This window comes from Shewanella sp. AC34-MNA-CIBAN-0136, from assembly GCF_040309945.1.
Lineage (GTDB): Bacteria > Pseudomonadota > Gammaproteobacteria > Enterobacterales > Shewanellaceae > Shewanella.
Window position 1 is genome coordinate 1 of record NZ_JBEOPJ010000069.1, and the last position, 275, is coordinate 275.

Genomic DNA, 275 nt, shown 5'->3' on the forward strand with positions numbered 1-275 from the left:
TCGTTAAGCACTTAGGGTTAAGAAGGAAACAACACCACATCATCCTCTTCTTGCCAAGGCTGGTACTTTTTCATTGCCTGCAGGAATGATGGATGCGCCAGCCAATCTTGCAACCAGCGCTGTAGATTTGGGTAAGGTAGATCATAAAAAACATCGCGATCCACATGTGCAAACTGACGGACAAAAGGCATGACGCCAATATCGGCAATCGTTATGCTATCGCCTAGCAAATAAGGGTTTTTAGTCAGCAGTTCTTCTAGCACCTGTAAAAAGAC

Annotated in this window: 1 protein-coding gene; it reads right to left on the reverse strand. The window is 44.7% G+C overall.

Going from position 1 to position 275, the window contains the following annotated elements:
* Positions 1 to 17: 17 nt before the first annotated feature.
* Positions 18 to 275: glutathione S-transferase C-terminal domain-containing protein (locus tag AAEY94_RS20695; protein ID WP_350979917.1), on the reverse strand; the 258-nt coding region annotated here is incomplete at its 5' end.